Source organism: Streptomyces sp. SM18, assembly GCF_002910775.2.
In the GTDB taxonomy this organism is placed as follows: Bacteria; Actinomycetota; Actinomycetes; order Streptomycetales; family Streptomycetaceae; genus Streptomyces; species Streptomyces halstedii.
The window spans coordinates 5,484,340-5,509,107 of record NZ_CP029342.1 but is presented as its reverse complement, the minus strand read 5'-3'; the positions used below and the strand labels follow the sequence as shown (position 1 = coordinate 5,509,107).

17 protein-coding genes are annotated in these 24,768 nt (G+C 71.9%); 3 read left to right on the top strand and 14 right to left on the bottom strand.

Annotation, left to right across the window (positions count from 1 at the left end; all coding sequences use genetic code 11):
- Positions 1 to 101: 101 nt before the first annotated feature.
- From B9S64_RS24910 to B9S64_RS24900, 3 genes are all read right to left on the bottom strand, one after another.
- Positions 102 to 1,010, bottom strand: coding sequence for an ADP-ribosylglycohydrolase family protein (locus tag B9S64_RS24910; RefSeq protein WP_103491943.1), 909 nt, complete (start codon positions 1,008 to 1,010; stop codon positions 102 to 104).
- 12 nt (positions 1,011 to 1,022) lie between these two features.
- A complete protein-coding gene (locus B9S64_RS24905) occupies positions 1,023 to 1,682 on the bottom strand; it encodes a histidine phosphatase family protein (protein WP_103491942.1) in 660 nt (219 codons plus the stop codon).
- Between the two features lie 116 nt (positions 1,683 to 1,798).
- A complete protein-coding gene (locus tag B9S64_RS24900) occupies positions 1,799 to 2,404 on the bottom strand; it encodes a YdbC family protein (RefSeq protein ID WP_103491941.1) in 606 nt (201 codons plus the stop codon).
- A gap of 229 nt (positions 2,405 to 2,633) precedes the next feature.
- Here B9S64_RS24900 and B9S64_RS24895 point away from each other — a divergent pair, with 229 nt between their 5' ends.
- Positions 2,634 to 3,164 (top strand): TerD family protein, encoded by a 531-nt coding sequence (locus B9S64_RS24895; RefSeq protein WP_103491940.1) that lies wholly within the window; start codon positions 2,634 to 2,636, stop codon positions 3,162 to 3,164.
- Between the two features lie 160 nt (positions 3,165 to 3,324).
- Here the strand turns inward: B9S64_RS24895 and B9S64_RS24890 are convergent, their stop codons facing one another.
- The gene (locus B9S64_RS24890; protein ID WP_103491939.1) at positions 3,325 to 6,234 is read right to left on the bottom strand and encodes a vitamin B12-dependent ribonucleotide reductase; all 2,910 of its coding nucleotides are present in this window, start codon (positions 6,232 to 6,234) and stop codon (positions 3,325 to 3,327) included.
- Positions 6,235 to 6,387: 153 nt separating this feature from the next.
- Positions 6,388 to 6,903: a transcriptional regulator NrdR gene (gene nrdR / locus B9S64_RS24885; protein WP_103491938.1), complete on the bottom strand. Its 516-nt coding sequence runs from the start codon at positions 6,901 to 6,903 to the stop codon at positions 6,388 to 6,390.
- A gap of 547 nt (positions 6,904 to 7,450) precedes the next feature.
- Between nrdR and lexA the strand changes: the two genes are divergently transcribed.
- The gene (lexA, locus tag B9S64_RS24880; protein ID WP_028441196.1) at positions 7,451 to 8,245 is read left to right on the top strand and encodes a transcriptional repressor LexA; all 795 of its coding nucleotides are present in this window, start codon (positions 7,451 to 7,453) and stop codon (positions 8,243 to 8,245) included.
- A 324-nt stretch (positions 8,246 to 8,569) separates the two neighbouring features.
- Here lexA and B9S64_RS24875 read toward each other — a convergent pair whose 3' ends face one another.
- The 5 genes from B9S64_RS24875 to B9S64_RS24855 all read right to left on the bottom strand — a co-directional run bounded on the left by B9S64_RS24875 (position 8,570) and on the right by B9S64_RS24855 (position 16,665).
- Entirely contained in the window at positions 8,570 to 10,537 is a 1,968-nt protein-coding gene (locus B9S64_RS24875; protein WP_103491937.1) for an ATP-dependent DNA helicase, read from the bottom strand.
- Between the two features lie 104 nt (positions 10,538 to 10,641).
- Positions 10,642 to 12,504: an IucA/IucC family siderophore biosynthesis protein gene (locus B9S64_RS24870; RefSeq protein ID WP_103491936.1), complete on the bottom strand. Its 1,863-nt coding sequence runs from the start codon at positions 12,502 to 12,504 to the stop codon at positions 10,642 to 10,644.
- Between the two features lie 60 nt (positions 12,505 to 12,564).
- Entirely contained in the window at positions 12,565 to 13,290 is a 726-nt protein-coding gene (locus B9S64_RS24865) for a GNAT family N-acetyltransferase (RefSeq protein WP_103491935.1), read from the bottom strand.
- A gap of 37 nt (positions 13,291 to 13,327) precedes the next feature.
- Complete coding sequence (locus tag B9S64_RS24860; RefSeq protein ID WP_103491934.1) at positions 13,328 to 15,247, bottom strand: IucA/IucC family siderophore biosynthesis protein; 1,920 nt, start codon at positions 15,245 to 15,247, stop codon at positions 13,328 to 13,330.
- Positions 15,244 to 16,665, bottom strand: coding sequence for a diaminobutyrate--2-oxoglutarate transaminase family protein (locus tag B9S64_RS24855; RefSeq protein ID WP_103491933.1), 1,422 nt, complete (start codon positions 16,663 to 16,665; stop codon positions 15,244 to 15,246). The genes B9S64_RS24860 and B9S64_RS24855 overlap by 4 nt, the downstream gene beginning before the upstream one ends.
- 356 nt (positions 16,666 to 17,021) lie before the next feature.
- Between B9S64_RS24855 and B9S64_RS24850 the strand changes: the two genes are divergently transcribed.
- The gene (locus B9S64_RS24850; protein ID WP_103491932.1) at positions 17,022 to 18,236 is read left to right on the top strand and encodes a serine protease; all 1,215 of its coding nucleotides are present in this window, start codon (positions 17,022 to 17,024) and stop codon (positions 18,234 to 18,236) included.
- A gap of 88 nt (positions 18,237 to 18,324) precedes the next feature.
- Here B9S64_RS24850 and hflX read toward each other — a convergent pair whose 3' ends face one another.
- From hflX to dapF, 4 genes are all read right to left on the bottom strand, one after another.
- Positions 18,325 to 19,845, bottom strand: a complete 1,521-nt coding sequence (gene hflX, locus B9S64_RS24845) for a GTPase HflX (RefSeq protein WP_103491931.1) — start codon at positions 19,843 to 19,845, stop codon at positions 18,325 to 18,327.
- Between the two features lie 133 nt (positions 19,846 to 19,978).
- Positions 19,979 to 21,469, bottom strand: coding sequence for a M1 family metallopeptidase (locus B9S64_RS24840; protein WP_103491930.1), 1,491 nt, complete (start codon positions 21,467 to 21,469; stop codon positions 19,979 to 19,981).
- Positions 21,470 to 21,561: 92 nt separating this feature from the next.
- On the bottom strand, positions 21,562 to 23,706 hold the full coding sequence (locus tag B9S64_RS24835; protein WP_103491929.1) for a bifunctional (p)ppGpp synthetase/guanosine-3',5'-bis(diphosphate) 3'-pyrophosphohydrolase: 2,145 nt from the start codon (positions 23,704 to 23,706) through the stop codon (positions 21,562 to 21,564).
- Positions 23,707 to 23,847: 141 nt separating this feature from the next.
- Positions 23,848 to 24,720 carry a diaminopimelate epimerase gene (dapF, locus tag B9S64_RS24830; protein ID WP_103491928.1) on the bottom strand — a complete coding sequence of 291 codons (873 nt, stop codon included), beginning with the start codon at positions 24,718 to 24,720 and terminating at the stop codon, positions 23,848 to 23,850.
- Between the last annotated feature and the right edge of the window lie 48 nt (positions 24,721 to 24,768).

The window sequence follows — 24,768 nt, the reverse complement described above, 5'->3', positions numbered from 1 at the left end:
CACCTCCGGCCCAAGAAGGCACACGACCCCGCACAAGCCGATCCCCGGCTCAGCCGCACAAGCCGATCCCCGGGCCCAGCCGCCCAGGCCGATCCCCCGGCTCAGGCAGCCGCTGCCGGAAGCCAGCCGGGCAGCGCTTCCGCGTCCGCCGCCCACCGGGCCGGAGGGGCACCTGCCGGACCGGACGCGACCACACCGCCCACGATCGCGCACGTGGTGTCCACGTCGCCGCCCGCCTGAGCGGTCACCCAGAACGCCTCCTCGAAGTCGCCGAGGGACCGCGCCGCCGACCAGAGGGCGAAGGGGACGGTGTCGTGGGCGCTGGTACGGCGCCCGTTGCCGAGCACCGCCGCGACCGTACCCGCGTCCCGGTAGTCGAGCATGTCGCGCGCCCTGCGCAGTCCCGCGCCGACCGCGCTGCGCGGTACCAGCGCCACGACGCCGTCGAGCAGCGCCTCCGGCGTCGGCGGGCCTCCGGGCGCGGCGACGAGCGCCGCGGCGGCCGCCACGGCCATCGCCCCGACGACGGCTTCACGGTGCTGGTGGGTGGTGTACGAGGAGATCTCGGCCTGGTGCGTGGCCTGCTCCGGGTCGTCCGCGTACCAGGCGCCCAGGGGCGCGATCCGCATGGCCGACCCGTTGCCCCAGGAACCCTGGCCCTGGAACAGCGCGGACGCCAGCTGCCGCCAGTCCCCGCCTTCCCTGACCAGCCGCAGCAGGCGGTTCACGGCGGGACCGTAGCCCCGGTCGAAGTCGTGGCGCCGGGCGAAGGAGTCCGCGAGCGCGTCCTGGTCGACGCGCCGATGGGCGGCCAGCACGGCGAGTACGGAACACGCCATCTCGGTGTCGTCGGTCCACTGCCACGGACCGGGCGGCAGCGCCCGTTCCTTGAGCAGGGGGTAGTTGGCCGGGACGAAGAACTGGGAACCGAGGGCGTCGCCCACGGACAGTCCCCGCAGGCTGGCCAGGGCGCGCTCGAAGCGCCGGTCGGTAGCGGAATCAGCGGTCATCGCTCCGTCACTCTATCCGGTGCGGCCGTACGGCTCGGGGGTGCGCCACTGCCGGAACGGCCGGTCGAGCGTGTAGCGGCCGTCCGCGCCCAGCAGCAGCATCCGCGTCTCGCCGTTCCCGGGGTTGGACAGCGACTCGAACTCCGCCACCGACCAGTGGAACCAGCGCATGCAGAACAGCCGCATGGTCAGGCCGTGGGTGACCAGCAGGACGTTCTGGGGGTGGTCGGGGGACTCGAAGCTACGGTGAAGGCTCTCCAGGAACGCGTCGACCCGGTCGTACACGTCCGCGCCGGACTCGCCCTGGGGAAAGCGGTAGAAGAAGTGCCCGTACGCGTCCCGGTAGGTCTTCTGCAGCCTGACGTCGTCCCGGTCCTGCCAGTTGCCCCAGTCCTGTTCCCGGAGCCTCGGCTCCTCCCGGACGCGTACGCGCTCCGGGGCCAGGGCGAAGGACTTCAGCGTCTCGTGGGTGCGCCGGTAGGGGGACACGTAGACACTGATCCGCTCCTGTCCGAAGACCTCGCGCAGCTCGGCGCCGGTCTCCCGGGCCTGCCGCAGTCCTCGCGCCGTGAGCCTCAGGGCGTGGTCGGGTTCGCGTTCGTACACCGAGTCGTCGGCATTGCCCACGGACTCGCCGTGCCGGACGAGAACGATGCGTTGCGGTCGTGCCATACACCGACCCTAGAGGGCGTACGGCGTGACCGAGCGGTCGCGCGGGTCCGATCCGGCGTATGTGACCAAGGAAACGTCCGGCCGGCGCGGTCCGCGCGGACCGGTCCCGGCCTCGTTCACACCGTCCAGGACGGCTCCAGCCGCACCACGTCGCCGGTCAGCGCCTCGACGTCCGTCTCGGTCTCCGCGCGGGCCGAGAGCCGGGCGGCGCTCGCCGGACGGTACTTGCCGCGTTCCGCCTCCGACTGCCACATCGACAGCACCAGAAACTCGTGGCCCGGCGCCTCGCCGAACACTCCGCGCAGCATCCCGGGGGAACCCGCCATGGCCGGGTTCCAGACCTTCTCCTGCATGAGCGCGAAGTGCTCGACGCGGTCCTCGCGCACCGTGCTGTGGGCCACCCTGACGACGTCCGCGTCGGTGAAGCACGGCTCGAAGCCCGTCTTCACGTCGAAGCGGTACTCGAAGAGCGTGACCTGTGGGTCCGTGTACGTGCCCGACTGGTCGCCGGCCAGCCGCTCGTGGCCTCGGGCCATGAACGCGTCGTAGAAGGCGCGGTTCTCCCAGAACGCGAAGACATGGGCGACATCAGGGCGTGCTCGGCTCCATCCGCCGCTCTGCGCCCGGAATCCGGGTTCGCCGAGCAGTTCGGCCCACTTGCGCTGCCCCCGTTCGAAACCTCGACGGTCCACCACGGTGCAGCGCATCCACTTGACCAGCACCGCGCCATCGTACGGGGCCGGGCACGGCGGGCGTCACGCCTGTCGCGCTCCGGTCCGACCGCGACGGCCGCACCGCACATCCTCGGCCATGCCATGGCCCGAAACCGCCGTAGGGCCCCAACCTGGTTGGTTCATACCCCGGTTATGGACATCATCTGAGGGGGAAGAGGCCGGCCTGCGCAGCGACGCCATCCGTGGGGCGTCGGCCAGCGGCAAGGAGGGAAGTCCCATGAACACTCCCAACAAGGACATCGACAAGGCAGAGGTGCGGATCAAATGGGATCCCAGCCCCGCCGGTGAACCCGCCACCGACCTCGACATCATCGCGGCCACCTACGCGTCGGACGCGCCGTTCGGCAGCCCCGTCTACCTCGTGCACTTCGACAGCAGGGCGCCCGACGGCACGATCACGCTGAACCGCGACAGCAAGACCGGGCAGGGCTTCGGTTTCGACGAGGTGATGACCCTCGAACTGAACCGGCTGTCGGACGCGTACTCCAGGGTCGTCGTCGGCGTCGCGATCCAGCAGCGGGACGGCCGCAAGACCTTCGGCCAGGTGGAACAGACGGCGGTACAGATCCTGGAGGGGTACACCACCCTGGCCGAGGACGACTTCTCCGGAGTCCCGGCCGCCACCGCCGCGGTCGTCGCCGAGTTCACCCGGGACGCCGCCGGCTCCTGGGGGTTCCACAGCGCGATCCGCGGGTTCGACGCCGACCCGGAGGCGTTCGCCGCGGCGATGGGAAGCCGCGTCGACTGACGACCGGCAGAGGGAACGGCACCGGCACGCGGAGAAGGGGACCGGCCCGTGGGCAGGTCCCCTTCGTACACCGCTGGTTCGTTCACCGCCGGCCGGTCAGGCGCGCGTCGGACGACGTGTCCGGCGCGGCCTCACCCGGGTCAGCGGCGGCGTCGGCCGGTCAGCTGCATCCGCTGGTCGAGCCGCAGCCCTCGCAGATGTAGCAGGAGCCCGCGCGCTGCATCTTCGTACCGCAGGAGAAGCAGAGCGGGGCGTCGGCGCTGATGCCGAGCTGCATCTCGACCAGTTCGGCCGAGGTGTGCGCCGTCTGCGGAGCGGGCTGTGCCACCGCGCCGTCCTTGGTCGCCGTGACCGCCTTGAGCGGCGCGGCCTGCACGGGGGCCGACTGGGCCAGGCTCTCGACGTCGAGGGCGTCGTCCCCGTACGACGGCTCGTACGAGCCGGTGTCCAGGTGGCGCTGACGCTCCTCGGCCGAGTGGATGCCGAGCGCGGAGCGCGTCTCGAACGGCAGGAAGTCGAGTGCCAGGCGACGGAAGATGTAGTCGACGATCGACTGCGCCATCCGCACGTCCGGGTCGTCCGTCATGCCGGCCGGCTCGAAACGCATGTTGGTGAACTTGGAGACGTACGTCTCCAGGGGCACGCCGTACTGGAGGCCGACCGAGACGGCGATCGAGAAGGCGTCCATCATGCCCGCGAGGGTCGAACCCTGCTTGGACATCTTCAGGAAGACCTCACCGAGACCGTCGTCCGGGTAGGAGTTGGCGGTCATGTACCCCTCGGCGCCGCCCACCGTGAAGGAGGTGGTGATGCCGGGACGGCCCTTGGGCAGACGCTTGCGGACCGGACGGTACTCGACGACCTTCTCGACCGCGGAGCGGATGGTGTCCTCGGCCTTGGCCGTGACCTCGTCCTTCTTCTCCTCCCACTTCTTGGTGGAGAGGGGCTGGCCGACCTTGCAGTTGTCGCGGTAGATCGCGAGCGCCTTGACGCCCATCTTCCAGGCCTCGAAGTAGACCTCCTCGACGTCCTCGACGGTGGCCGTCTCCGGCAGGTTCACCGTCTTGGACAGCGCGCCGGAGATCCACGGCTGGATCGCCGCCATCATCCGGACGTGGCCCATGGCCGAGATGGAACGCTCGCCCATGGCGCAGTCGAAGACCTCGTAGTGGTCGGTCTTCAGGCCCGGGGCGTCGATCACGTTGCCGTGTTCGGCGATGTGGGCGACGATCGCCTCGATCTGCTCCGGCTGGTAGCCGAGGCGGCGCAGGGCCTGCGGGACCGTGCCGTTGACGATCTGCATCGAGCCGCCGCCGACCAGCTTCTTGAACTTGACCAGCGCGAGGTCGGGCTCCAGGCCGGTGGTGTCGCAGGACATCGCGAGCCCGATGGTGCCGGTGGGGGCGATGACCGAGGCCTGCGCGTTACGGAAGCCGTTCTTGGCGCCGACGCGGATCACGTCCTGCCAGGCCTCCGTGGCGGCGGCCCAGATCGGCGAGTCCAGGTCGTCCACGCGGACGGCCGCGGCGTTGGCGTCGGAGTGCTGCTTCATGACGCGCTGGTGCGGCTCGGCGTTGCGGGCGTAGCCGTCGTACGGGCCGACGACCCCGGCGAGCTCGGCGGAGCGCCGGTAGGAGGTACCGGTCATCAGCGAGGTGATGGCACCGGCGAGCGAGCGGCCGCCGTCGCTGTCGTAGGCGTGGCCGGTCGCCATGAGCAGGGCGCCGAGGTTGGCGTACCCGATGCCCAGCTGACGGAAGGCACGGGTGTTCTCGCCGATCTTCCGCGTCGGGAAGTCCGCGAAGCAGATCGAGATGTCCATCGCGGTGATGACCAGCTCGACGACCTTGGCGAAGCGCTCGGACTCGAAGGACTGCCGGCCCTCGCCGTCGTCCTTGAGGAACTTCATCAGGTTCAGCGAGGCCAGGTTGCACGAGGTGTTGTCCAGGTGCATGTACTCGCTGCACGGGTTCGAGCCGTTGATCCGGCCGGACTCCGGGCAGGTGTGCCAGGCGTTGATGGTGTCGTCGTACTGGATACCCGGGTCGGCGCAGGCCCAGGCGGCCTCCGCCATCTTGCGGAAGAGGGACTTGGCCTCGACCTCTTCGATGACGTCGCCGGTCATGCGGGCCCGCAGGCCGAACTTCCCGCCGGACTCCACGGCCTTCATGAACTCGTCGTTCACCCGGACCGAGTTGTTCGCGTTCTGGTACTGGACGGACGTGATGTCGTCGCCGCCCAGGTCCATGTCGAAGCCCGCGTCACGCAGGGCGCGGATCTTCTCCTCCTCCTTCACCTTGGTCTCGATGAAGTTCTCGATGTCGGGGTGGTCGACGTCGAGGATGACCATCTTGGCCGCACGGCGGGTCGCGCCGCCCGACTTGATCGTTCCTGCGGAGGCGTCGGCGCCCCGCATGAAGGAGACGGGGCCGGAGGCGTTGCCGCCCGAGGAGAGGAGCTCCTTGGAGGAGCGGATACGGGAGAGGTTCAGGCCGGCGCCGGAGCCGCCCTTGAAGATCATGCCCTCTTCCTTGTACCAGTCGAGGATCGACTCCATGGAGTCGTCGACGGACAGGATGAAGCAGGCCGAGACCTGCTGCGGCTGGGGCGTACCGACGTTGAACCAGACCGGCGAGTTGAAGCTGAAGATCTGGTGCAGGAGGGCGTAGGCCAGCTCGTGCTCGAAGATCTCCGCGTCGTCCGGGGAGGCGAAGTAGTGGTACTCCTCACCGGCCTTGCGGTACGTCTTCACGATCCGGTCGATCAGCTGCCGCAGACCGGTCTCGCGCTGCGGCGTGCCGACGGCTCCCCGGAAATACTTGCTGGTGACGATGTTGACCGCGTTCACCGACCAGAAGTCGGGGAACTCGACGCCACGCTGCTCGAAGTTGATCGAGCCGTCGCGCCAATTGGTCATGACGACGTCACGGCGCTCCCACGCCACCTCGTCGTACGGATGCACGCCGGGGGTGGTGTGGATGCGCTCGATGCGCAGGCCCTGCTTGTTCGCAGTCGACTTGGCTCCCTTGCTCCGGGAACCTCGTGCCGGGCCGCTCGCCGTCTCTGTCATGCCGCCTCCCATATATGGGCAAAAACGCCCTGAAGTGCCCAGTTCTTCCCAGGGCACAGTGTGTGTCTGATGCTCCGGGCGCACAGCGCCCCGGAGCAGGTCTTGTACCGCCCGCCCACCGGCCCCGCCGCCCTGCCGGGACCGGCCCCGCGATCAGTCGGAGGCGGCGGTGGCGGGCGCGGGGACCTCGGGGGTCTCTCCGCCCTCCCGCTCCCCCGTGGGTGGCCGCTGCTCCCGCAGCTCCGCGACGGCGGCCTCGAAGTCGTCGAGCGAGTTGAACGCCCGGTAGACGGACGCGAAGCGCAGGTAGGCGACGAGGTCGAGTTCCTGCAGGGGGCCGAGTATGGCCAGACCCACGTCGTGCGTGGTCAGCTCCGCGCTCCCGGTGGCACGCACCGCCTCTTCGACCCGCTGCCCCAGCTTCGCGAGCGCGTCCTCGGTGACGGGACGCCCCTGGCACGCCTTGCGGACGCCCGAGATGACCTTGGTCCGGCTGAAGGGCTCGGTCACGCCGCTGCGCTTGACCACCATGAGCGAACAGGTCTCCACCGTGGTGAAGCGGCGCGCGCAGTCGGGGCACTGGCGCCGTCGCCGGATCGACGTCCCGTCGTCCGTGGTGCGGCTGTCGACGACCCGGCTGTCGGGGTGCCTGCAGAAGGGGCAGTGCATATCTCCGAACCCTCCTTCACAGCGCGACTGAATAGCCCTGTCAGGCCCCGTGAGGGACCGTCCCCGGCAGCAGCAAGCATAGGCGATGGCTCCGGCCTCGACAGACCCGGGACCACTACTTCTAGGTACTCACGGCAATCCAACCACTAGATCTAGGGTTTTGCCGTGGTGCGGCCCCAGGGCGTGTCGCGCTCCCCGGGTCACCCGGGAGGCAGCGTACGGCCCGGCACGAGGGTACGGGAAACGACCGGCCGATCCGATCGCGGGTCCCCGGGGATGGCAGACTGTCGCGGGGCTCCGAGGGGACCCTCACCGGCCCGCGCGCCGGCCCCCCGGGCACCTCCGGCCCGGGTGCGCGGCACCCCGGACGGGCCCACCGAGATCGCTCGGCCGACACCCGGGCCAGGGCGGCCGGGGGCCACCCATACACCTCGGAGCACGTGGGCGGCAGACCTTTATCCGTTTTTCACTCGAACGTGTGTTTGGCGCAACCTTTCGAAAGCTACTACCGTTGCCTAACTAGGGAGAACACTCGAGAGGGGCCGCCGTGACCACCACTGACAGTGCCACCATCACCGCCCAGGACCACCGCTCCCAGAGCCGACTTGAGCCGGTGCACGCCATGAATGACGCAGCCATGAACCCGGAGGGGCCAGAGCCCGCCCGCCCCGCGCGGTCCATGCCCGGAAGGCCACCAGGCATCCGCGCGGACAGTTCGGGGCTGACCGACCGGCAGCGGCGCGTGATCGAGGTCATCCGTGATTCGGTGCAGCGCCGCGGCTACCCCCCGTCGATGCGGGAGATCGGCCAGGCGGTGGGGCTGTCCAGCACCTCGTCCGTCGCCCATCAGCTGATGGCCCTGGAGCGCAAGGGGTTCCTGCGCCGGGACCCGCACCGGCCCCGCGCGTACGAGGTGCGTGGGTCCGACCAGCCCAGCACGCAGCCGACGGACACGACCGGCAAGCCCGCCGCTTCGTACGTCCCGCTGGTCGGCAGGATCGCGGCCGGTGGCCCGATCCTCGCGGAGGAGTCCGTCGAGGACGTCTTCCCGCTCCCCCGCCAGCTCGTCGGCGACGGTGAGCTGTTCGTCCTCAAGGTCGTCGGCGACTCCATGATCGAGGCCGCGATCATGGACGGCGACTGGGTCACCGTGCGCCGCCAGCCGGTCGCGGAGAACGGCGACATCGTGGCCGCCATGCTGGACGGAGAGGCGACGGTGAAGCGCTTCAAGCGGGAGGACGGCCATGTGTGGCTGCTCCCGCACAACTCCGCGTACCAGCCCATTCCGGGTGACGAGGCGACCATCCTTGGCAAGGTCGTGGCAGTGCTCCGGCGCGTGTGAAGGCCGCCCGTGCCGAACCGGGCCCCTGGGACCTGACTGCCGGTCCCCGGGGCCTGTGTGATGTCCCTGGGGCCCGCTTGACCTCCCCGGGCTGCCTGGCCTCCTGAGGCGCGCCGCTGACAGGTGCGGGGGGGTGGACCACGCGGCACGAACCGCCCGGTCGCCTGTCACCCATCATCCCGCCCGGGTACGGACCGGCGTCGGCGCGCACAGACGCCCGGCAGGCCGACGCCCGGCAGACCGGGCACGCCCCCGTAGACCGCCACGGCCTCCGTCGCCGCCCGCTGGGTGCCGCCTGGCCGCCGCCCCGCCCCGCGCCCCCTCCTATGTGGCCGCCTTCGCCGCCGCGTCGATGGCCGCGAGTGAGCGTCGCGCCTGGTTGCGGTCCGTGGTGTACCAGAAGTCGGGCAGCGAGGCCCGCAGATAGCTCCCGTACCGCGCGTTGGCCAGCCGTGGGTCGAGCACGGCGACCACCCCCTTGTCACCGGTCGCCCGGACCAGCCGACCCGCGCCCTGCGCCATCAGCAGTGCCGCGTGCGTGGCCGCGACCGCCATGAAGCCGTTGCCTCCGGCCTCCTCGACCGCCTTCTGGCGCGCGCTCATCAGCGGGTCGTCGGGCCGGGGGAAGGGGATCCGGTCCATGACGACGAGCTGACAGCTCGGCCCGGGGACGTCCACGCCCTGCCAGAGCGACAGGGTGCCGAAGAGGCAGGTCTCCGGGTCCGCCGCGAAGTTCTTGATCAGCTCCCCGAGCGTCTCCTCCCCCTGGAGGAGGATCGTCCTGTCCTGCCGTCCGCGCAGCTCCTCCGCCGCGGCCTGGGCCGCCCGCATGGACGAGAACAGCCCCAGGGTGCGGCCCCCCGCCGCGTCCACCAGCTCGGCGAGCTCGTCCAGCATGTCCGTGCGCGACCCCTCCCTGCCCGGGGTCGCCAGGTGCCGGGCGACGTACAGGATGCCCTGCTTCGGATAGTCGAACGGCGAACCGACGTCCAGCCCCTTCCACTGCGGGACGTCCTCGCCGGCCGTGCCCTCCGGGGCGAGCCCGAGGGACGCGCCCACCCCGTTGAAGTCGCCGCCCAGCTTCAGCGTGGCCGAGGTCAGGACCACCGAACGCTCGGCGAAGAGCTTCTCCCGCAGCAGCCCCGACACGGAGAGCGGCGCGACCCGCACGGAGGCGCCGAAGCGGTCGTGGCGCTCGTACCAGACGACGTCGTACTCGGAGCCCTGGACGATGCGCTCCGCGACGCTGTGGACGGACTCGACCGACGCCACCGCCTGCTTACGGACGGCGTCCTCGTCCTGCACGGACTTGTCCCGGGTGGAACCGAGCGCGGAGATCACCGTACGCGCGGCGTCACGCAGGGCCATCAGCGCGTAGCCGAGATCCTCGGGCACCTCCTCCAGGCGCCCCGGGAGCGCCAGCTCCATGACCCGCTCGAACCCCTCCGAGGCGGTCTGCAGCGCGTCGGCCGCCTTCTCGTCGACCAGCTTGGCCGCACGGCGCACCGCCCGGTTGACCTGGCCGGGGTTCAGCTCGCCGGTGGCCACCCCGGTGACCCGCGAGACCAGCTCATGGGCCTCGTCCACGATCAGCACCTCGTGCTGCGGGAGGACCGGGGCGCCCTCGATGGCGTCGATGGCGAGCAGCGCGTGGTTGGTGACGACGACATCGGCGAGCTTGGCCCGCTCCCGCGCCGCCTCCGCGAAGCACTCCGCGCCGTACGCGCACTTCGTCGCGCCCAGGCACTCGCGCGAGGAGACCGAGACCTGCGCCCAGGCCCGGTCGGAGACGCCCGGGGTGAGGTCGTCGCGGTCGCCGGTCTCCGTGTCGTCCGACCAGTCACGCATCCGCAGCAGGTCCTGGCCCAGCTTGCTGGACGGCGCCGCCGCCTCGAACTGGTCGAACAGGCCTTCCTCCTCGTCCTGCGGGACGCCCTCGTGGAGCCGGTGCAGGCAGAGGTAGTTCGACCGGCCCTTGAGCATGGCGAACTGCGGGCGGCGGCGCAGCAGCGGGTGCAGCGCGTCGACCGTGCGCGGGAGGTCCCGCTCCACCAGCTGGCGCTGGAGGGCCAGGGTCGCGGTCGCCACCACGACACGCTCCCCGTGGGCCAGCGCGGGCACCAGGTATCCGAGGGACTTGCCCGTGCCGGTACCGGCCTGGACCAGCAGGTGGGCGTTGTCGTCGACGGCCTCGGCGACGGCTCCGGCCATGGCGGCCTGGCCGGGCCGTTCCGCACCGCCCACGGCGGTGACGGCGGCGTGGAGGAGCTCGGGGAGTGATGGCTTCGTCATAGCGCGTCCACCCTACGGCTCACCACCGACATCGACGCCCACTCCCGGACGCCCGCGGACGGCCCGGTCCCCCCGGGGGACCGGGCTCACGGGCGGCGGGGGGCTCACGCGGAGGGGTGGAGCGGGTTGGGCACGTGGCCGTGGACGGCCGCGTGCGGGCGTTCCGGCCGGTCGCGGTAGCCGTCCACGTGCAGACGGTTGCGGTTGAGGCAGAGCCTCTCGATGGTCGGCGTCAGCATGTCGAAGAGCTCGAACCGCTCCTTGAGCTCGGGGAACCGGGTGTGGTGGCGCAGGATCTCGGCCCGGACGAGTGACCAGAATTCGCCCTCCGGCACTCCCAGTTGGTCCTCGCAGAGCGGCGAGAGGTAACGGAAGACGCCGACGAAGAGCCCCGAGTGGATGAACTGGGTGAGGAAGGAGGGGTCCTCGGTCAGCAGGATGCGGCGGACCTCCGGCGGCATCGAGTCGTGCTCGGGCAGCGTCCGGGCGCTGACGTTCACGTCGTCGACGAAGTCCTTGATCGCGAGGCGTACGGGGACGTCGTTCGCGTCGAAGACGACGATGGCGTTCTCGCCGTGCGGGGAGAAGACGGTGCCGTAGCGGTACAGGAAGTGCAGGAGCGGCGGCAGCAGGGCGGCGAAGAGGTGGGTCAGCCAGGCCTGCGGGGTGAGCCCCGAGCGGGCGACCAGCTCGGCGGTGAAGGACCGGCCCGTGGGGTCGGTGTGCAGCAGGGAGGCCAGGGTGCGGGCCCGCTCGCCGGGGGCGAGCCGGGGCGGCAGCGGCTCCCGCCAGATCGCGCCGAGGATCTCCTTGAACTGGTAGGGGGTCTCGGGGAGGTGGTCGTACAGCGGGTGCTCGACCGCCACCGAGGCGACTTCACCCAGCAGGATGACCTGGCAGGTGTCCCGCAGGAACGGGTCGTTGTCGCAGAGCCCCTGGACCCAGGCGGTGACCGCCGGGGCGGCGAGGGTGCGTTCGGTCGGCAGGCCCCGGTAGACGAGGGTGTTGAGTATCGACAGGGGCAGCTTGACCGAGTGCCGGTCGGGCCGTCGGACGTTGCTGAACGTGCGGATGGACTGCTGCGGGAGCCGGAGGTCGTCGTCCGCGTGCAGGGGCACGATGTCGCCGCCGGCGATCGCCGGGGCGAAGAGGGGGACGATCCACTCGTCCCACTGCCAGGGGTGGACCGGAAGGAACAGATAGGCCTCGGGGTCGAGCCCGCGGGCGCGCAGGATGCCGGTGAAGGAGTCGCGGACGGCCGTGTCGAGCTCGCGGGAGTAGAGGTCTTCGGGGGCGGCGAGGCGGGCCACTCCCCGGTAGCTGGCTATCCGGGTGCTGACGGCGATCCAGGGCAGTCTGGTGGCCGTACGCGCCTCCGGGGTGAACCGGGCGGCGTCCGCGGCGGAGAAGCCGAGCCGGCCCTTGTTGGCCACGAGCCAGGGGTGCCCGGTCTGGTGCCCTTCCAGTTCGGCGTACGGGAGGTCGGCGAGCCGGTCGGCACCGAGCGCCGTGTGTGCGAGGCGGGCGTCGGCGGCCAGGGTGGCGGTGAGCTCGCGTATCAGGTGGCCGAGGGTGGCGCCGTCCAGTCCGAGGAGGTGGCGGGCGCGGACGAGGAAGTCCAGCGGGTCGCGGAAGGGCACCGGGGCGTCGGCTCCGTCGGACGGTCCCGGGGTGAGGGGGGTCGCGGAGATCGAGTCGGGGTCGATGCGCCAGCTGCCGTACACGCCGCGCCGGGCCCGGAAGCGCAGGAGGGTGCCGTCGTCGAGCGGGAGGGTGTACTGCCCCTCGGCGCCCGGTTCACCGTCCGGTGCCGGGGCGGGTTCCACGACTTCCTCGTACGCGAACTCACCGAGCGTCTTCGCGAGCAGCCGCGCCGACACCCGGTCCCAGAGGGGCTGGGTCAGCTCCGGGAGGCCGTGTGCGGGATCGGGTTCGGCCGGGTCGTGGCTCGCAGGGTATGTCGGCACGGTGACACCTCCGGGTGGGACCGAGTGGGTTGAAGTGAGCGGGATATGACGGTCTGCTGGTCACAGCTGTGCACGGTGGGCTCGCTCTCTGATCATCAGGGCGGCTCGTTTGTCGGGCAGTTCGACCTCTGCGGAGAAGCGGAACCCGGCGCCGAGGAAGGCTGCGACGGAGGGGGTGTTGCGCAGGTCGGGCTCCGCGACGACCCGGGCGCAGCGCGGGTGGTTGTCGAGTACGAGATCGGCGACGGCCTTCAGCAGCAGGGTGCCGATGCCCCGGCCCCGGTTGGTGACGCCTCCGACGAGGAGGTGGAGGCCGATGTCGTGGGGGCGGGCCGGGTAGTGGCGCGCCAGCGGGTCCAGGTCCGCGCGGTAGATCTCCCAGTAGCTCATCGGCCGGCCGTCCAGCACGCCGAGGCAGGGCACGCTGCGGCCGTCTCCGTCCAGTTGGCGCCGCAGGTGGTCGGCGGTGGTGGACTCGGGTCCGGCCAGCTCCCAGAAGGCCGCCACCGCCGGATCGTTCATCCAGCGGGTGAGGACCCCGAGGTCGCGGGTCAGCTCCACGGGGACGAGCCGGAACTCCCCGGCGGGTGTGGCGGCAGGGCGCCAGGACGCGGGGTCGCCGACCAGGTCGGAGGCGTCACGGCGCGTGCCGGCCTGCTGCGGCTCGTCCCCGAGGACGGCGAGCAGTTCCTCGGTGAGCCGTAGTTCCAGGGTGTCTTCGGCTCCCGGTCCGTCGGCCGGTTCCGCCCCGGCCGCGGCGTCGGTGTGCGCATCGGCCTGGTGCACCGTGACGCTCTCCTCTCGTGGGGGTCGCCCGGGGGCCTCAGGCGCGGAGGGGGTTGGTGATGGAGACGTAGACGGACTGGGTGTCGACCGGACCGACGAGTTCGTCGAGCCCGTGCAGCCGGGTCATCATGTTGGCCTTGCACCGCAGTTGGGTGGTGCCGAGCAGGTATCCGGGCAGGGACGAGCCGAGTGCGGCGGCCTCCTCCAGGAATCCGCGGAACGCGGCGAGGAGCACCTGTTCGTCGGCCAGGCGCTGGGAGCCGAACGCCCCGATGAGCCCGAACACGTTGTTGATGCCGAGGTAGTAGGCGAGCCGTTCGTCGGTGACGGAGTCGGTGACGAAGGTGTCGCTGACGGCGCCGATGCCCGGGAGCCGGTGCTCCAGCGCGGCCCGGTGGGACTCACGGAAGTAATACCCCTGGTTGTCGCGGTACCTGCCGCCGGCCGGCCAGCCGTCCGCGTCGAGGAGTACGAGCGTGTTCTGCTGGTGTGCTTCGAGGGCGACGCCTGCCATGGCATCCAACCAGATTACGGGGCGGATGACCTGGTCGAGGTAGCGCAGGAACCACTCCACGCCGACCGCCTGGACGGTGCGGCCGGTGCGTGTGGCGAGCGACGAGACGACGTCCGCCAGCCGGGAGTGCGTGCCGGGGTGGCCGGGCCAGGGGCGTGGCGCGGTGAGGCCGGCGATGCACACGGCGTCGTCGGTGGTGGCGAACGGATTGTGACGGAGCATCACGTCGAGCCCGCGCACGGGGGCGCCGTCCGGTGTGTCGGCGGCGAGCCAGGCGGGATCGCGGACGATGTCGAAGCCGGGGTACGCCTGGTGCCACTGCCGGGCCAGCCCGGTCTCCAGCAGCCGGTGCACCTCCACTCCCCTGCGCAGCTCCTTGCGGAGGTTCTCCCGGCGGGAGTTGGTGATGCGGACGCCCAGGGACAGCTTGAGCATGACCCCGGCGCCGGGGCGGTGCACGGTGCGTACGGAGGAGGTGGGGTGCCAGCGGTCGCCGTACGGGCCGAGGTCGTGCAGGAGGCCCTTGTCCAGCAGGGCCACGACGTCCGGGCGGCGGGTGAGTTCGGCCGCCTGCCAGGGGTGGAGGGGCAGGGCGGCGGTGCCGTCGGGCAGGCGCAGTCCCTCGGTGTGGGACGCGAGGAGTTCTTCGGCGCCGACCGGCCGTCCGTCCTGGGTCCAGGACGACTCGGTGGCCAGGATCGACCGGTCCACGGCCATCCAGTGGAGCGGGAAGGAGCCGCGCAACTCGGGTGAGTAGAGCAGGGTTTCGGACTCGGAGAGGCCCTCGCGGCTCTTGGGCGTGGGGTGCAGGGGGTGGCCGAGGACGAGGGCCTGCTCCGCGGTGAGGAAGAGGTCGGCTCCGGGGTCGGCGGCGGGCTGCCGGCGCCGATCCGCGAGGAAGACGGCGGTCTGCCGTACCGAGTCGGCGACCCGGGCCACCAGGTCCGTCCCGGTGTTCCGGTCGCTCTCGCGCCCGAGGAGGGCGGCCACGGTGACGGCGTCGACGCCCGGGGCGCCCGCCGGGGCGCTCTCCAGGGCGGGGGTGCCCAGGCGGTGCCAGCCGGTCGCCGACCAGTGGCCGACCGGGACGAGCAGGGCGGTGCCGCTGGCGGGCAGCGGGATGCGCATGAGGCCGTCCTCGGGCCGGGGCAGGTCGTTCTCCCGGATCCAGCAGCGCAACAGGCTCTCGGTGCCCGCGCTGTCGGCGGCGCGGGAGGGGTCGGGGTGGTCCAGCGCGTCCGGTTCGCCGGACGGCTGCGCGGGGGTGACCGGTCGGACCGGTCCGGCGTCGATGCCCGCCGGGGTGCGCGGTGTCGCGCCGGCCCCGGACTTCTGACGAGGTACCGTCGCCGGTTCCACGGCGACGTCGCTGTCCGGCAGCTCCGCTCCTCGCTGCTGGCTGGTGAGAGGGCCGTCGGCCTGGGGTGCGGGGGTGGGGTTCACGGCGTCTTCCTTGTGAGGGATCCGGGGTCAGCGGGTCGGCCGGCGGCGGTCCGACGATGCGACGAGCGCTCCGCTGCTCTCAGCGCGTCAGCGAGGCGGTCCACGACCGCCGTTGCCTGTTCGTCGGTGAGCGTGAGGGGAGGGAGCAGTCGGACCACGGCGCTGTGGCGTCCGCCGAGTTCGACGATAAGGCCTCGGCGCAGACATTCCCGCTGGACCGCGGCGGCGAGCGCGGGATCCGGGGGCGGGGCACAGCCGTTCTCCGCGGTGACGTCGGCCGGCGCGGCCTCCGGGTCGACGAGTTCGATCCCGATCATCAGACCGCGGCCCCGGACGTCGCCGATGCTGGGGTGGTCCGCGGCGAGCGCCTGGAGCTGGGCGATCATGCGCGCGCCGAGCGTCCCGGCGCGCTCGGCGAGGCGGTTCTCCCGGACGTAGGCGAGCGTGGCGGACCCGGCCGCCATGGCGAGCTGGTTGCCGCGGAAGGTCCCGGCGTGGGCGCCCGGCTGCCAGAGGTCGAGCCCGGAGCGGTAGACGATCACCGCGAGGGGCAGCGAGCCCCCGATGGCTTTGGACAGCACCATCACGTCGGGGACGACACCGCTGTGTTCGACCGCCCAGAACGCGCCGGTGCGGCCGACCCCGGTCTGTACCTCGTCCGCGATCAGGGCGATGGAACGGTCCCGGGTGATGTCACGCATCCGGCGGAGCCAGCTGTCGGGCGCCGGGTTGACGCCGCCCTCCCCCTGGACCGGTTCCACGATCATCGCGCCGGGTGCGGGCACCCCGCCCTTGGGGTCGTCCAGGAGGTGCTCGGTCCAGCGGGCGGCGATCTCCGCGCCGCGTTCGCCACCGGTGCCGAAGGGGCAGCGGTAGGTCTGCGGGAAGGGCAGCCGTGTCACCCGCACGTCGGTGGCGCCTCCGGAGGCGGCCAGCGCCCCGGCCGTCATCCCGTGGTAGGCGCCGGTGAACGCCAGCAGTCCGTCGCGGCCGGTCGCGGCCCGCACCAGCTTGAACGCGGCTTCGACGGCGTCCGTCCCGGCCGGCCCGCAGAACTGGACCCGGGCGTCGTCCGCCAGTTCGCGGGGCAGGGTGGCGAACAGCTCCGTCGTGAAGGCGTCCTTGACCGGGGTGGCGAGATCGAGGACGTGCAGCGGGGCACCGGAGTCGATGACCTTCCTGATGGCCTCCAGCACCACCGGGTGGTTGTGCCCGAGGGCCAGGGTGCCCGCGCCGGACAGGCAGTCCAGATAGCGCCGCCCGTCCGCGCCCTCGATGGTCATGCCCCTGGCCCGCACCGGCACGATCGGCAGCGAGCGCGCGTAGGTGCGGGCGGCCGACTCGCGCTGTGCCTGGCGCCGCAGGATTCCCTCGTGGGCGGCGGTGGCTGCCGCCGGAGCTGGTTCGGTCACGGCCACGGCTCTTCGGTCCTCCCGCTGTCACGGTCACGTCGCACCTCGGCACGGCGCTCGACAGGCGGAGTCCGCCGGTGAACGCTGTACGGGCGTCCCTCGTGTGTACCAACGACGCGGGGCACCGGGGATCACGGCTCCGGCGCGAGATCCTCGCGGCCGCGGAACCGCGGCCCTGCCGCGCACCGTCCCCGACGGCACCGGCATAGTGGGGGCCGCACGCGAGGGGAGCCGGCGCTCCGGCTCGGCGTACGGGGCGGGGCACCGGGTGTCCGCGCCGCGCGCGCCGGGCGACTCCGCGGCGCAGTACCGAAGGCAGTGCCGTACCGACGTCAGTGACGAAGTCCCAGGGGGATCACCAGATGCGACCCATGCGCCCGACCGACACCGCACGCCGCGGGAGGAGCGTACGCCGTCCCGCCCTCGCCGTGACGGCGCTCGCCGCCGTCCTGACGCTCACGGTCACCGCCTGCGGACCGGACGAGGACGGTCCGGGCGACAAGGCGAGCGACGCCGCCGCCGGGCAGTCCGACGGCAAGATCACGATTCCGGAGGACCTGAAGGACCGCCTCAAGGAGCACGGGATCGACGTCGACAAGTGGCGCGACGGCGAGTGGAAGAACTGGGACCGCGAGACATGGCTGCGTGAGGCCAAGGACTACGTCAACCCGATCATCGAGGGTCTGTGGGACCCGGACCGGATGCGTGAGGCGGAGAAGCCCCCGGAGAACCCGGTCGACGACGACATCTCGGGCGACGAGGGCGTGAGTGACCCGACACCCGCCCCGGTCGAGGCCACGAGCCTGCCGACGCCGTACCACGACAGCGCCCCGGCGTCCGGGAAGCTGCTCTTCGACGGCCCCGAGGGACCGATGGTCTGTTCGGCGACCGTGGTGCGGGACCCGGCGCACCCGGGCAAGTCCAACATGGTGTGGACCGCGGGCCACTGCGTGCACGCGGGCAAGAAGGGCGGCTGGTACCGCAACATCGCCTTCGTCCCGTCCTACAACGACAGCGCCATGCCGGCCGCCGAGCTGGACAACGCGTCCAAGGAGCAGATCGCCCCGTACGGCGTGTGGTGGGGCCAGTGGGCGCAGACCTCGGACGAGTGGATCTCCGAGGGCGCGTCGACCGGCGGGCAGGGCGCCCCGTACGACTTCGCGGTCCTCCAGGTCACTCCGGAGAAGGGCTCGACGGGCAAGTCGCTGGAGGAGACGGTCGGTTCCGCCCTGCCGGTCGACTTCGACGCCCCGGCGACCGGGAAGATCGACGGCATGACGGCGACCGGCTACCCGGCGGCTCCGCCGTACGACGGCCAGAAGGCGTTCCAGTGCGCCGACACGCCGGGACGTCTCTCGGTCTTCGAGGACCAGCCGACGATGTACCGCATCGGCTGCACGATGACCGGCGGCTCCTCCGGCGGCGGCTGGGTCGCGAAGGGCCGGGACGGCGAGCCCGCGCTGGTCTCCAACACCTCCATCGGTCCGGTGCGGGCGGGCTGGCTGGCCGGACCGCGCCTCGGCACGGAGGCCAAGGGGATCTACGAGGCGGCCAGCAAGAAGTACGCCGACCGCTGAGTCCCGCGCACCCCGCACAGGCCGGAGGCCCGGCCCCCCTCGTGGAGGGGGGCCGGGCCTCCGGCGTGTCACGGCCGTGCGTACGTCCCTAGTGGACCGCGGGCACGAACGTCGAGAGCTCCGCGGCCAGTTCCTCGTGGACCCGGGCCTTGAGCAGGGTGCCCTCCGGGGTGTGCTCCTCGGAGACCACCTCGCCCTCGGCGTGCACCCGGGAGACGAGCGCGCCCTGGGTGAAGGGCACGAGTGCCTCGATCTCGACGGACGGGCGGGGCAGTTCGGTGTCGATGAGCGCGAGCAGCTCGTCGATCCCGGCACCCGTACGCGCCGACACGGCGATCGCGTGCTTCTCGTTGCGCAGCAGCCTCTGGAGCACCAGGGGGTCGGCCGCGTCCGCCTTGTTGATCACGACGATCTCGGGTACGTCGACGGCGCCGACGTCCCGGATCACCTCACGCACGGCGGCGAGCTGCTCCTCCGGCACCGGATGGGCGCCGTCCACCACGTGCAGGATCAGGTCGGACTCGCCGACCTCCTCCATCGTGGAGCGGAACGCCTCGACGAGGTGGTGCGGAAGGTGGCGCACGAACCCGACGGTGTCGGCCAGCGTGTAGAGGCGGCCGCTCGGGGTCTCGGCCCGGCGCACGGTCGGGTCGAGGGTGGCGAACAGCGCGTTCTCCACCAGCACGCCCGCGCCGGTGAGCCGGTTGAGCAAGGAGGACTTGCCCGCGTTGGTGTATCCGGCGATCGCCACCGAGGGCACCTTGTTGCGCCTGCGCTCCTGGCGCTTGATCTCGCGGCCGGTCTTCATCTCCGCGATCTCGCGGCGCATCTTCGCCATCTTCTCGCGGATGCGGCGCCGGTCGGTCTCGATCTTGGTCTCACCGGGACCACGCGTGGCCATGCCGCCACCGCCGCTGGATCCGCCGCCGCCCATCTGCCGGGAGAGGGACTGGCCCCAGCCGCGCAGCCTCGGCAGCATGTACTGCATCTGCGCCAGCGAGACCTGCGCCTTGCCCTCACGGGACTTGGCGTGCTGGGCGAAGATGTCGAGGATCAGCGCGGTCCTGTCGACCACCTTGACCTTGACGACGTCTTCGAGGTGGATCAGCTGGCCGGGGCTCAGCTCACCGTCGCAGACGACGGTGTCCGCCCCCGATTCGAGGACGATGTCCCGCAGCTCCAGCGCCTTGCCCGAGCCGATGTAGGTGGCCGGGTCCGGCTTGTCGCGCCGCTGGTAGACGGCGTCGAGCACCATCGCGCCGGCCGTCTCGGCCAGGGCGGCCAGCTCGGCGAGGGAGTTCTGCGCGTCGGTCACCGTGCCGGAGGTCCAGACACCGACCAGCACCACGCGCTCCAGGCGCAGCTGGCGGTACTCGACCTCGGTGACGTCCTCGAGCTCGGTGGAGAGCCCGGACACACGGCGCAGTGCCGCGCGCTCCGAGCGGTCGAGCTGTTCGCCGTCCCGCTCGGTGTCGATCTCGTGGCTCCAGGCGACGTCCTCTTCCATCAGGGCGTCGGCCCGAAGGCTCTCGGTGAGGCTTTCGGACGCGGTGTCCGTGGCGCTCTGCGCGTCCTGCGCGTCCTGGGGAAGGGAGGAAGAGGAGGTCATTGGATCCTTACGTCGATGGAAGTCGTTACATCGGTCACAACGTGTGACGCCGCCGGAAGATTCCCATGGACCGGGATCCCGCGGGACGTCGCCGTGCCGACGTGTCGATAGTGGCATGCCCCCGATGGGCCCGTCACCCGGGTTTCGGGGCGGGTACGGCGCCCCGCGGCCCCGCGGTGGTACGGGGCTTCGCGCTGCGCCAGTCGGGGTGCCCCGGCATGGGGGGTGTCTTCTCGCCGAAGAGCCAGCCGTCGAAGAACGCCGTCAGGTCCCGTCCGGCGATCCGTGCGGCGAGCCGGGTGAAGTCCGCGGTGGTCGCCGAGCGGTCCCGGTGTTCCCGCACCCAGGTGCGCTCCAGGCGGTCGAAGGCGTCCGTGCCGATCTCCTGCCGCAGGGCGTACAGGACCAGGGCGCTGCCGTCGTAGACCACCGGCCGGAACAGGCTGATCTTGTGGTCCGGTGAGGGCGCGTCGGGGTGGGCGGGCGGTCCGCCCGCGGCGCGCCAGGCGTCGGAGTGGGTGTAGGCCTCCCGCATGCGTTGTTCGAGCGGCTTGTCGGCGTGCTCCTCGGCGTACCGGGCCTCGTACCAGGTGGCGTGTCCCTCGTTGAGCCAGAGGTCGGACCAGACCCGGGGCGAGACGCTGTCGCCGAACCACTGGTGGGCGAGCTCGTGCACCATGACCGATTCGACGTACCAGGCGGGGTGGGCGGGCTCGGTGAACAGGGACCGTTCGAAGAGCGAGAGAGTCTGGGTCTCCAGCTCGAAGCCGGTCTCGGTGTCGGCCACCAGCAGTCCGTACGTCTCGAACGGGTACGGGCCGACCTGCTCCTCCATCCAGGCCAGGTGCTTCGGGGTCTTGTCCAGCCAGGGTTCCAGGGTGTCGCGGTCGGCCGAGGGCACCACGTCGCGGACCGGCAGCCCGTGGGGGCCCGTGCGGTGCTGGACGGTGGAGCGGCCGATGGACACCTGGGCCAGTTCGGTGGCCATCGGGTGGGCGGTGCGGTAGGTCCAGGTGGTCGTGGCCCCGTGCTGCCGCCGCCCCGCCGGCAGACCGCCCGCCACCACCGTGAGGCCGTTCGGGGCGGTGACCCGGAAGGTGAAGTAGGCCTTGTCCGCCGGGTGGTCGTTGCCGGGGAAGACGCGGTGGGCGGCGTCCGCCTGGTTGGCCATCGCGAGGCCGTCCGCGGTGCGCACCCACCCGCCGCGGGACGGGTCCCCGGAGGGGTCGCTGGTGTGCCGGACGGTGATGCGGACGGGCACACCGGCGGGGAGGCGGTCCGGTGGCCGGATGACGAGGTCCTCGTCCCGGGTGGCGAACTCGGCGGCGCGTCCGTCGACCTCGACGGCCTCGACGGTCCCCACGGCGAAGTCGAGGTTGACGCGCTCCAGGGAGTGCGTGGTCCGCGCGTCGATGGTGGTGACGGCGTCGAGGGGTTCGGTGTTCTTCCCTCGGTAGGTGAGCGAGATGTCGTACGCGAGGACGTCGTACCCGGGGTTGCCGAGGTGGGGGAAGAGGCGGTCACCGATGCCGAGCGGTTCGGGGGCGGGCAGGGTCGCGGCGACGAGGGCGGCCGACGCGGTGACCAGCAGCGCGGCACGCAGTCGGCGGGAGGTATGCGGCATGGACTACCGCTACCAGCGGAAACACCCCGGGTGGGGGTGGCGCGCGCCGCACCACCCGAACGGGGTCGCCGGGTCCCGTCGCGGGGCGGGGGTCAGCGGGCGGCGGCGGGCTGCTGGGCGCGGCTGACGTCGTAGACGCCCGGTACGGCGCGCATCGCCCGCATCAGCGCGGGGAGCCCGGCCGCGTCGGGGAGCTGGAGGGTGTAGGTGTGCCGGACACGCTGCTCGCTCGGCGGTTCCACGGTGGCCGACACGATGGCCGCGTCGGCGGCCGCGATGGCCTCGGTGAGGTCGGCGAGCAGCCGGGGACGTCCGAAGGACTCGGCGACGAGGGTGACCCGGTGGTCGGCGGGCCCGCCCCACTCCCCGGTGTCGTGCCAGCGGGCGCCGACGGCGGGCCGGCCCACCGCCCGCATCCGGGTGGTGGCGGGGCATTCCCGGCGGTGCACGGTGACGGCTCCGCCGCGCACGGTGAAACCGATGATGTCGTCGGGCGGGACGGGGGTGCAGCAGCCGGCGAGCCGGACCGGCGCCCCCGGGACGTCCACGGTCACACCGGTGTCGCGGTCACCCCTCCTGGCGGAGCCGGGCACGGAGTCGTCGGAGCGGTCCTGGGCCCGGGGCGGTGCGGGCCGGCTCTTGGGGTTCCCCGGGGCCGCGTCGGGGTGGGCTTCGAGCCACCCGGCGATCGCGATCCTCGCGGCGGGCGTACGGGCGTGGTCCAGCCACTCCGGGGAGGGCCCGGAGGAGGCGTCCTGGGCGAGGAGCAGCTGGACCGTGTCGCCGTCGGTCAGGACGGTGCTCAGGGTGGCCAGACGCCCGTTGACGCGCGCCCCTATACAGCCGTGCGCCGCGTCGCCGTACCGGGCGTACGCGGCGTCGACACAGCTCGCGCCGGCGGGCAGCCCGAGCGTGCCGCCCTCGGGGCCGAAGACGGTGATCTCCCGGTCCTGGGCGAGGTCGTCGCGCAGGGTGGTCCAGAACGTGTCCGGGTCGGTCGCGGACTCCTGCCACTGGAGGAGCCGGGAGAGCCAGCCGGGCCGGGTCGGGTCGGCCCGCTCGCCGTCCACGGGTTCGTCGTGCTGGGCCGCGGTGGTGCCGTCCTGCACATAGGGGTTGCCCAGGGCGACCACGCCCGCCTCGGCGACCTTGTGCATCCGGTGGGTACGGATGAGCACTTCGGCGACCGCGCCCTCGGGACCGACGACCGCCGTGTGCAGCGACTGGTACAGGTTGAACTTCGGCGCCGCGATGAAGTCCTTGAACTCGGAGACGACCGGGGTGAAGCAGGTGTGCAGCTCCCCCAGGACCGCGTAGCAGTCGGCGTCCTCGGAGACCAGCACCAGCAGCCGTCCGAAGTCGGTGCCCCGCAGTGCGCCGCGTTTGCTCCGGACCCGGTGCACGGAGACGAAGTGGCGGGGCCTGATGAGGACGTCGGCGCTGATACCGGCCTCACGCAGGGTCGCCCGCACGCTCTCGGCGATCTCCGCGAGCGGGTCCTGGCCGCCGTCCGCCGCGGCGATCAGCGCCCGGGTGCCCGCGTACTCCTCGGGGTGGAGGATGGCGAAGACCAGGTCCTCCAGCTCCGTCTTGAGGGCCTGTACGCCGAGGCGTTCGGCGAGGGGGATGAGGACGTCCCGGGTGACCTTGGCGATCCTGGCCTGCTTCTCCGGCCGCATGACCCCGAGGGTGCGCATGTTGTGCAGCCGGTCGGCCAGTTTGATCGACATGACCCGTACGTCGTTGCCCGTGGCGACGAGCATCTTGCGGAAGGTCTCGGGTTCGGCGGCGGCGCCGTAGTCGACCTTCTCCAGCTTGGTGACCCCGTCCACCAGGTAGCAGACCTCGTCGCCAAACTGCTCGCGTACCTGATCGAGCGTCACCTCGGTGTCCTCCACGGTGTCGTGGAGCAGAGAGGCCGTCAGCGTCGTCGTCCCTGCGCCGAGTTCGGCGAGGATCAGGGTGACGGCGAGCGGATGGGTGATGTACGGCTCGCCGCTCTTGCGCATCTGGCCGCGGTGGGAGGACTCGGCGAGGACGTAGGCCCTGCGCAGGACGGTGAGGTCGGCGTCCGGGTGGTGCGCGCGGTGGGCCTCCGCCACGTGCCCGATGGCGTCGGGCAGCCGGTCGCGGGCCACCGGACCGAGCAGGGCGACACGGCCCAGCCGGCGCAGGTCGATCCGTGGACGACCGCGCTTGCGTGCGTGAGCACCTGGATCGGTGGCCTCTGCGCTCATGGGGGGACCTCCGGCAGCGTCGACCGGCGGTGAGGAGGGGCGGACGCCGCTCGGGGCCGGTGCTTGATGCTACCGAGCCCACCACGTGGCGCAGTCCGGCTCTCGCTCAGCGTGAAACGGATCACCCATTCGAGCGAAGCTCTACCCGATCACCGTTTCGAGCAGGTCCACGTCGACCACACCCTCGGCGACGATCACGGCGGGGCCCGTCATCTCGACGCCGCCGTCCGGGAATTCGGTGACGACCAGCGTGCCGCCGGGCAGGTCCACGGTGTACGTGGCGGGGGTCCCCGTCACGGCCGGGTCCGTCCCGTCCCGGCGGGCGGCGGCGACGGCCACAGCGCAGGCACCCGTGCCGCAGGAGCGGGTCTCGCCGGATCCGCGCTCGTGCACGCGCATCGCGAGGTGGCCAGGTCCGCGGTCCACGACGAACTCGACGTTGACGCCGTCCGGGTAGACGGAGGCCGGGGTGAACGACGGGGCCAAGAGCAGGTCACCGGCGTGTGCCAGGTCCTCGACGAACGCGACGGCGTGCGGATTGCCCATGTTCACGTTGCGGGCGTCCCAGCCGCGGTCGCCGACGGTGACCCGCACGTCGCTTCCGGGGAGTTGGGCGCGTCCCATGGAGACGGTGACGGAGCCGTCCCCGTCGAGGCGGACCCGCTTGACGCCCCCTCGGGTCGCGACGGCCAGGTCCCCCTCCGCGGCGAGGCCGGCGTGCCGCAGGTAGCGGGCGAAGACGCGCACGCCGTTGCCGCACATCTCGGCGACCGAGCCGTCGGCGTTGCGGTAGTCCATGAACCACTCGGCCTGTCCGGCCATGGAGCGGGCGTCGGGGTGCGCGGCGGAGCGCACGACGTGCAGCAGTCCGTCACCGCCGATGCCGGCCCGCCGGTCGCAGAGCCGGGCGACGACGGAGGCGGGCAGGTCCACGGCGTTGTCCGGGTCGGGAACGATCACGAAGTCGTTCTCGGTGCCGTGGCCCTTGAGGAAGGCGATCTGGGAGGTGCTCACACTCCCACTGTACGAGGCGGCGCCGACAGTCCGCGGCCCGGTCCGGGC

Excerpts from the sequence above, each read along its gene's own strand:
- B9S64_RS24910 (WP_103491943.1), bottom strand. The coding sequence starts at position 1,010 with ATGACCGCTGATTCCGCTACCGACCGGCGCTTCGAGCGCGCCCTGGCC.
- B9S64_RS24905 (WP_103491942.1), bottom strand. The coding sequence starts at position 1,682 with ATGGCACGACCGCAACGCATCGTTCTCGTCCGGCACGGCGAGTCCGTG.
- B9S64_RS24895 (WP_103491940.1), top strand. The coding sequence starts at position 2,634 with ATGAACACTCCCAACAAGGACATCGACAAGGCAGAGGTGCGGATCAAA.
- B9S64_RS24890 (WP_103491939.1), bottom strand. The coding sequence starts at position 6,234 with ATGACAGAGACGGCGAGCGGCCCGGCACGAGGTTCCCGGAGCAAGGGA.
- nrdR (WP_103491938.1), bottom strand. The coding sequence starts at position 6,903 with ATGCACTGCCCCTTCTGCAGGCACCCCGACAGCCGGGTCGTCGACAGC.
- B9S64_RS24875 (WP_103491937.1), bottom strand. The coding sequence starts at position 10,537 with ATGACGAAGCCATCACTCCCCGAGCTCCTCCACGCCGCCGTCACCGCC.
- B9S64_RS24850 (WP_103491932.1), top strand. The coding sequence starts at position 17,022 with ATGCGACCCATGCGCCCGACCGACACCGCACGCCGCGGGAGGAGCGTA.
- hflX (WP_103491931.1), bottom strand. The coding sequence starts at position 19,845 with ATGACCTCCTCTTCCTCCCTTCCCCAGGACGCGCAGGACGCGCAGAGC.
- B9S64_RS24840 (WP_103491930.1), bottom strand. The coding sequence starts at position 21,469 with ATGCCGCATACCTCCCGCCGACTGCGTGCCGCGCTGCTGGTCACCGCG.
- B9S64_RS24835 (WP_103491929.1), bottom strand. The coding sequence starts at position 23,706 with ATGAGCGCAGAGGCCACCGATCCAGGTGCTCACGCACGCAAGCGCGGT.